The organism is Microbacterium sp. Leaf351, assembly GCF_001423825.1.
Classification (GTDB): Bacteria; Actinomycetota; Actinomycetes; order Actinomycetales; family Microbacteriaceae; genus Microbacterium; species Microbacterium ginsengisoli.
Map to the genome: position 1 here is coordinate 1 of NZ_LMPK01000034.1, position 6,727 is coordinate 6,727.

7 protein-coding genes, 1 tRNA gene and 1 pseudogene are annotated in these 6,727 nt (G+C 72.2%); 3 read left to right on the forward strand and 6 right to left on the reverse strand.

All coding sequences use genetic code 11. From position 1 onward, the window contains the following. Nucleotides 1-299: 299 nt before the first annotated feature. Nucleotides 300-373, reverse strand: a tRNA-Pro gene (locus ASG00_RS10125). A 101-nt stretch (nucleotides 374-474) separates the two neighbouring features. Between ASG00_RS10125 and ASG00_RS10130 the strand changes: the two genes are divergently transcribed. From ASG00_RS10130 to ASG00_RS10140, 3 genes are all read left to right on the forward strand, one after another. Continuing rightward, a complete protein-coding gene (locus tag ASG00_RS10130; RefSeq protein ID WP_045247669.1) occupies nucleotides 475-1,068 on the forward strand; it encodes a GNAT family N-acetyltransferase in 594 nt (197 codons plus the stop codon). 70 nt (nucleotides 1,069-1,138) lie between these two features. Beyond that, nucleotides 1,139-1,828: a lysoplasmalogenase gene (locus ASG00_RS10135; protein WP_045247668.1), complete on the forward strand. Its 690-nt coding sequence runs from the start codon at nucleotides 1,139-1,141 to the stop codon at nucleotides 1,826-1,828. Then, nucleotides 1,825-2,205 carry an RNA-binding S4 domain-containing protein gene (locus ASG00_RS10140; RefSeq protein ID WP_045247667.1) on the forward strand — a complete coding sequence of 127 codons (381 nt, stop codon included), beginning with the start codon at nucleotides 1,825-1,827 and terminating at the stop codon, nucleotides 2,203-2,205. The genes ASG00_RS10135 and ASG00_RS10140 overlap by 4 nt, the downstream gene beginning before the upstream one ends. Before the next feature lies 1 nt (nucleotide 2,206). On the opposite strand, the gene ASG00_RS10145 is transcribed toward ASG00_RS10140, so the two are convergent. The 5 genes and pseudogenes from ASG00_RS10145 to ASG00_RS18010 form a co-directional block, all read right to left on the reverse strand. Further along, nucleotides 2,207-3,121, reverse strand: a complete 915-nt coding sequence (locus ASG00_RS10145) for an NUDIX domain-containing protein (protein WP_045247666.1) — start codon at nucleotides 3,119-3,121, stop codon at nucleotides 2,207-2,209. 41 nt (nucleotides 3,122-3,162) lie between these two features. Continuing rightward, entirely contained in the window at nucleotides 3,163-4,686 is a 1,524-nt protein-coding gene (gene der / locus ASG00_RS10150; RefSeq protein WP_045247665.1) for a ribosome biogenesis GTPase Der, read from the reverse strand. Beyond that, nucleotides 4,676-5,392, reverse strand: a complete 717-nt coding sequence (gene cmk / locus ASG00_RS10155; protein ID WP_045247664.1) for a (d)CMP kinase — start codon at nucleotides 5,390-5,392, stop codon at nucleotides 4,676-4,678. The genes der and cmk overlap by 11 nt, the downstream gene beginning before the upstream one ends. Then, nucleotides 5,389-6,513 (reverse strand): prephenate dehydrogenase, encoded by a 1,125-nt coding sequence (locus ASG00_RS10160; protein ID WP_045247663.1) that lies wholly within the window; start codon nucleotides 6,511-6,513, stop codon nucleotides 5,389-5,391. The genes cmk and ASG00_RS10160 overlap by 4 nt, the downstream gene beginning before the upstream one ends. After that, nucleotides 6,510-6,727 (reverse strand): annotated as a pseudogene (locus tag ASG00_RS18010) (pseudouridine synthase); the annotation flags it as partial. The pseudogene ASG00_RS18010 and the gene ASG00_RS10160, both read right to left, overlap by 4 nt.

Here is a 6,727-nt window from a genome sequence, read left to right on the forward strand (position 1 = left end):
CCCCGCGGGAAGTGACACCACGCTAAGAGACTCACCCAGCGCGAGCACGCGCTCACGGAACTGGGGTGAGTACTGACGAGCCATGGACGTAAGGCCCTCTCTGACGGGGCCAGATTCTCATAACCGAGCGGAACGAAACTCAGTACACGTCACGATAGGAACGAAACTCAGGCCGATTCAGAGTCCGATCGGTCGCTCCTACCTGCCGCGCAGGGGGACCACGAAGGGACCAACAAAAACCCGTCGGAAGACATGACAAAGCCCTGATGAAAATGGCTTCTCATCAGGGCTTCAGACCGTCGGGATGACAGGATTTGAACCTGCGACCCCTTGACCCCCAGTCAAGTGCGCTACCAAGCTGCGCCACATCCCGGTCCGCTGCCCGCGAGCGGGCAACTCCCCTATCTTAGCCGCACCGATGCCGTGCCGCGAACCGCTCGGGCGGATGTCTCCGGCACCCGATAGCGTCGCAGCATGCCGTCGATCGAGATCCTCCCCGCCGACGCGTCGCGGTTCGATGACGCCCAGCACGCGCTCTCGGGCGGCGGCGACGGGCGCTCGTGTCAGTGCGGCTGGTGGACGATGCCGAACACCGATTGGCAGCGCACCTCGCCCGACGAGCGTCGCGAGCGCCTGCGCGACGAGCTACCAGAACCGGATGCCGCGTCCCCCGCGCCCGCTCTCATCGCCTATGTCGACGGCGAGGCGGCCGGGTGGGTGCGGGTCGGCCCGCGCACACGTCAAGTGCGCATCGGCCGCACGAAGAACCTGCAGCCGGTGGCCGATCCGGCGTGGGATGACCCGACCGTGTGGGCGGTGAGCTGTTTCGTGGTGCGCCGCGAGCACCGCGGGCTCGGCCTGAACGCGCGGCTTCTCGACGCGGCGATCGCGCACGCCCGCGACCACGGAGCCCGCCTGCTCGAGGGCTACCCTACCGACACGACCGTGGTCGAAAAGCGCGCGAACGAGCTCTTCAAGGGCGTGCTGTCGACGTTCCTCGCGGCCGGATTCACCGAGACCGGCCGCGCCACTCCCTCGGTGGTCGTCGTCGCCCGCGACCTCGCCTGACCGGTCCGCGACGACGTCAGCCCCCGCGCCAGCACGACCACCGGACCCCGCCGGCCGCTACCGTGAGAGCATGACCGACGCCGCTCAGCCCACCGTGATCCTCACGCGGTCGTGGTGGTGGGGTTTCGCGCTCTACGGCGTCGTCTCGCTCGTGCACATCAGCGCGCTCGCGATCGACGCCGACGCGCTCGCGACGCCGACGAAGCTCCTGCTCATGCCGCTCCTCGCGCTCGCGGTGCTGTGGGCTGCACGCAGCGGGGCACGCGGCATCCGATTCTCTCTGCTGTTCACCGCGCTCGCCCTCTCACTGCTCGGCGACGGCGCGGCCACGTTCTTCCCGTTCGCGCCCGAGCTGCCCGTCATGCTCGCCTGCTTCGGACTCGCCCACCTGCTCTACATCTGGCTGTTCTGGCGGCACCTCGCGGTGCGCCGCGTGCCCGCCTGGGCCGCGGTCTACGCCGTCTGGTACGTCGTGCTGCTCGCGATCCTCCTCCCCCATCTCGGCGCCCTCACCGCCGCCGTCGCGATCTACGGCGTCGTGCTCGGCGGCACCGCCGTCAGCGCGACCCGCGCGCATCCGCTCGTCGCTGTCGGCGCCGCGTTCTTCCTCTCGAGCGACACGATCCTCGCGCTGCGCCTCTTCCTGCCCGACGCGATGCCGCCCGTCACGAGCCCGCTCGTCATGGTCACCTACTGCCTCGGGCAGGGGCTCATCGCCGCCGGCGTGATCTTCTCGTCCACGACGAGGGCCGAACGATGACGGATGCCGCGGCCCCATCGGTGCGCATCGACTCCTGGCTGTGGGCGGTGCGGGTCTACAAGACCCGCTCGGCCGCGACGACGGCATGCCGTGCCGGGCATGTACGGGTGCGCGGCGATCATGCGAAGGCGTCGGTCGTCGTGCGCGCGGGCGATGAGGTGCGCGTGCGGGTCGCCGGCTTCGACCGTGTGCTCATCGTGCGTCGCACGATCTCGAAGCGCGTGGGTGCACCCGAGGCCGCCACCGCCTACGACGATCGCACCCCGCCGCCGCCGTCCCGCGAGTTCGCAGGAACGTTCGGCTTCCGAGACCGCGGCGCCGGACGCCCCACGAAGCGCGAGCGCCGCGACATCGACAAGCTGCGCGGGCGCGACTGACTCAGCGCGCGTCGAGCAGGTCGCGCAGCCAGCCGGCGCCGTGCACGCTCGCACCGGCCGACACGCTGCGCGCCGACAGTTCCCGGTCGCTCGTGACGACCGTCACCGCGTGACCGCCCTCAGCATGCGCGGCGGCCTGGGCGACGATCTCGTCATCGTCCGCAGCCGGAGCGACGACGATGCGCACCCCGTCCGGAACGTCGACGGATGCCGCAGCCCCCGCCTGCCCCTCCAGCACCACGACGATCTCGGGGTACCAGCGCGACTCGGGCAGCCGCAGCACGTCACCCGCGATCCCGCGCGCCGCGAGCGCACCGAGCCCGTCGATCAGACGGGCGGCGGCACCGGCGCGGTCGCGCCACCAGCCGTCGGGCACACTGCCGACGACATTCGCCGCGTCGACCACGATCACCGGACGCACGGTCAGCAGCTCACGCAGGCGCACCCACGACGAGGCGAACCCCGGGTGCAGCGGGAGGTCGGTGACATCCGCCACCGGCACCCAGGCCAGCTCGACGCTCTCGGGGTCGCTGATCACCGGGTCGAAAGGGTTGGTGACGTCGGCGACGACGGTCGTGTACGTCCAGATGTCGAGGTCGAGCACGCTCACGAGCCGGGGGCGCACCGCGCCCGCGGGGACACCGGCCTCCTCGGCCGCCTCGCGCATCGCGCCGTCGACGGCGGACTCGCCCTGATGGCGCGCACCGCCCGGCAGCGCCCACGTGCCGCCGAAGTGGCTCCACGACACGCGATGCTGCAGCAGCACCCCGCGTCCGGGGTCGAGCGCGAGGAGCCCCGCGGCGCCGAACGCGCCCCAGTACCGCTCCCCCGTCGGCGCGACGACCCAGGCGTCGCCCGGATCGCGCGGCCCGAGCGGCCGCCGCGGCTCACCGGCGGCGGGCTGTTCGAGGGTCATCCCCTCAGCCTCGCACACCCGCGGCATCCGCGGCCCCGGTGCTACCTCTTGCGACGCTCGCGCACCCGCATGTTCACGACGACGGGCGTGCCCTCGAAGCCGTACAGCTCGCGCAGGCGGCGCTGGATGAACCGGCGGTAGCCCGGGTCGAGGAATCCGGTCGTGAACAGCACGAATGTCGGCGGGCGCGTCGACGCCTGGGTGCCGAACAGGATCCGCGGCTGCTTGCCGCCGCGTACGGGGTGCGGGTGCTCGGCGACGAGCTCCGACAGGAAGGCGTTGAACTTCCCGGTCGGGATGCGCTGATCCCACGACTCCAGCGCCGTCTCGAGCGCGGGCACGAGCTTGTCGAGGTGGCGCCCGGTGCGCGCCGAGATGTTCACGCGCGGCGCCCAGGCGACGTGCGCGAGGTCCTGTTCGATCTCCCGCTCGAGATAGCGCCGACGGTCGATGTTCTCGTACTCGATCGTGGTGAGCACGTCCCACTTATTGTAGGCGAGCACGAGCGCGCGGCCCGACTCGAGCACCATGTCGATGATGCGCACGTCCTGCTCGCTGATGGGCTCCGAGACGTCGAGCACGACGACGGCGACCTCCGCCTTCTCCAGCGCCGACGCGGTGCGCAGCGACGCGTAGAAGTCGGCGCCCTGCTGCAGGTGCACGCGACGGCGGATGCCGGCGGTGTCGACGAAGCGCCACAGCTTGCCGCCGAGCTCCACGATCTCATCGACCGGGTCGCGAGTGGTGCCGGCGAGGTCGTTCACGACCACGCGCTCGGCGCCGGCCGCCTTGTTCAGCAGCGACGACTTGCCGACGTTCGGCCGCCCGAGGATCGCCACGCGGCGCGGGCCGCCGATCTCGTGCGAGGCGACGGCCGAGACATCCGGCAGCACCTTCACCAGCTCGTCGAGGAGGTCCGCGACGCCACGGCCGTGGATGGCCGACACCGGGCGGGGCTCGCCGAGCCCGAGGTTCCACAGGGCCGCGGCCTCGGGCTCCTGCCGGGCGTCATCGATCTTGTTCGCGACGAGCAGCACCGGCTTGCCGCTGCGGCGCAGCAGCTTCACGACCTGCTCGTCGGTCGAGGTCGCCCCGACGATCGCGTCGACCACGAACAGCACGACGTCGGCCAGCTCGATCGCGATCTCGGCCTGCTGCGCGACGGAACGGTCGATGCCGCGCGCGTCGGGCTCCCACCCGCCGGTGTCGACGAGGGAGAAGCGACGCTCCATCCACTCGGCCTTGTACGTCACGCGGTCACGGGTCACGCCCGGCACATCCTCGACGACCGCCTCACGGCGCCCCAGGATGCGGTTCACGAGCGCCGACTTGCCGACGTTCGGGCGCCCCACGATCGCCACGACCGGCAGCGCCGGCAGGTACTCGTTGCCGTGCTCGTCGGTGAAGACGGCACCGAGCAGCTCGGTGTCGTCGTCATCGAGGTCGTACTCCTCGAGCGATGCGCGCAGCGTCGCCGCGCGCTGGTCGGCGAGTGCATCGTCGATGCCCGCCAGCTTCTCGGCGAGGCCGTCCGGCCCGCCTTCGTACTCGTCGTCAGACGACATCGTGCACCTCCTGTGCCGCGCCGGTCTCCTCGGCGATCACCGCGAGCACCGCGTCGACGGTGCCCTCGAAGTCGAGGTGGGTCGAGTCCACGACCCGCACCCCGTCCGCCGCGTCCATGAACTCGACGACGGCCGAGTCGGCGGCATCCCGTCGCTCGATGGATGCCGCGACCACCGCGACATCCGCCCCCTCGGTCTCCGCCGTGCGCCGGGCGGCCCGCACGGCCGGGTCGGCCGTCAGCAGCACCCGCGCCTCGGCGTCGGGGAACACGATCGTGGTGATGTCGCGCCCCTCGACGACGACTCCCGGGCGTCCCGCGCCCGCGACGAGCGCGCGGAAGAGGCCGGTGAGCCCGCGGCGCACGGCCGGCACGCGGGCGACGCCGCTGACCGCCTCGGTGACCCGCGACGTGCGGATCGCCTCGGTCACATCGGTGCCGGCGACCGACACACGGGCCTCGGCGGGATCGAGTGAGATCCACAGGTCGAAATCGCCCGAGGCGTCGACGACGGCCGATGCGTCGGACGTGTCGACGGCGTGGGCCAGGGCGTGCCAGGCCAGCGCCCGGTAGACGGCGCCGGTGTCGAGGTAGCCGTAACCGAGGCGCGACGCGACGGCGCGCGACACGCTCGACTTGCCGCTGCCGGCCGGGCCGTCGACGGCCACGACCCGCACGAGGCCGGGACGGGTGAGCGATTCGGTCATGAGGGGAGGCTCGCAATCTTCCAGCCGCGGGCCTCGAGACCGTCGACCGCGGGGTGCACGGCACCCGGCACGACGCTGATCTCGGCGAGGCCGAACTGGGCTCCGGGGGAATGCTCGAGGCGCAGGTCCTCGACGTTGACGCCGAGCTCGCCGAGCTCGCCGAACAGGCGGCCCAGCTGACCCGGGGTGTCGTCGACCATGACGACGAAGCTCTCGAAACGGCGGTTCTGACCGTGCTTGCCGGGCAGACGCTCGACGCCCTCGTTGCCGCGGCGGATCGTCTCGGCGACCTCGCGCCGCGCCCCGGGCGCCTCGGGCGCGCGCAGCGCCTCGGCGACGTCGGCGAGGTCGGCGGCGAGCGCGTCGAGCACCTCGACGACCGGCGCCGCGTTCGCCCCGAGGATCTGCACCCACAGCTCGGGGGCGGATGCCGCGATCCGCGTGGTGTCGCGCACCCCCTGCCCGGCGAGGGACAGCGATGCGGCACTGGCATCGGTGAAGCGCGCGGCGAGCAGGCTCGCGACCAGCTGCGGCACATGGGAGACGAGCGCGACCGAGCGGTCGTGCTCCTCCGGACCCATCTCGACGGGCGTCGCCCCGAGGTCGAGAGCGAGCCCTTCGACGACGGCGAGGTCGGCGGCGCTGGTCTCCGCGTCGCGGCAGACGACCCACGGGCGTCCGATGAAGATGTCGGCGCGGGCCGCGATCGCTCCCCCGCGCTCGCGCCCGGCGAGCGGGTGGGAGCCGATGTAGCGCGCGAGGTCGACCCCGCGGCGGCGCAGCTCGACGAGCGGCTCGAGCTTGACGCTCGCGACATCCGTCACGACCGCCTGCGGGTGCGCGACCAGCTCACGCTCGATCACATCCGCGGTGACATCCGGCGGCACCGCCACGACGACGAGCGACGGGCGGTCGTCGGCGGTGGCAGAGCGCCCCGCACCGTAGTCGACGGCGAGCTGCAGCTGCGCGCGCGAGGTGTCGTCGAGGATGACCTCGACCCCCAGCGCCCGCAGGGCGTGGCCGATGCTCGCACCGAGCAGGCCGGCGCCGACGACGCGCACCGGACCCTGAGTGCGTACGGCGACGCGCGGGCGCGCGGACACGGCGGCGGGATCGGTCATCGGAGCTCCGGAGAATCTTCGGGCGCGGGATCGGCGCCCTGGCGCGCGAGGGTGAGCAGCGCGCCCCTCTCCACTGTAGTCAACTCGCGGGCCCGACCCACCGGGAGGCTTCCCAGGTGGAGCGGTCCGAACTGGCGGCGCACCAGCTCGATGACCGGATGCCCCACCTCGGCCATCATGCGCCGCACGATGCGGTTGCGCCCTGAGTGAAGGG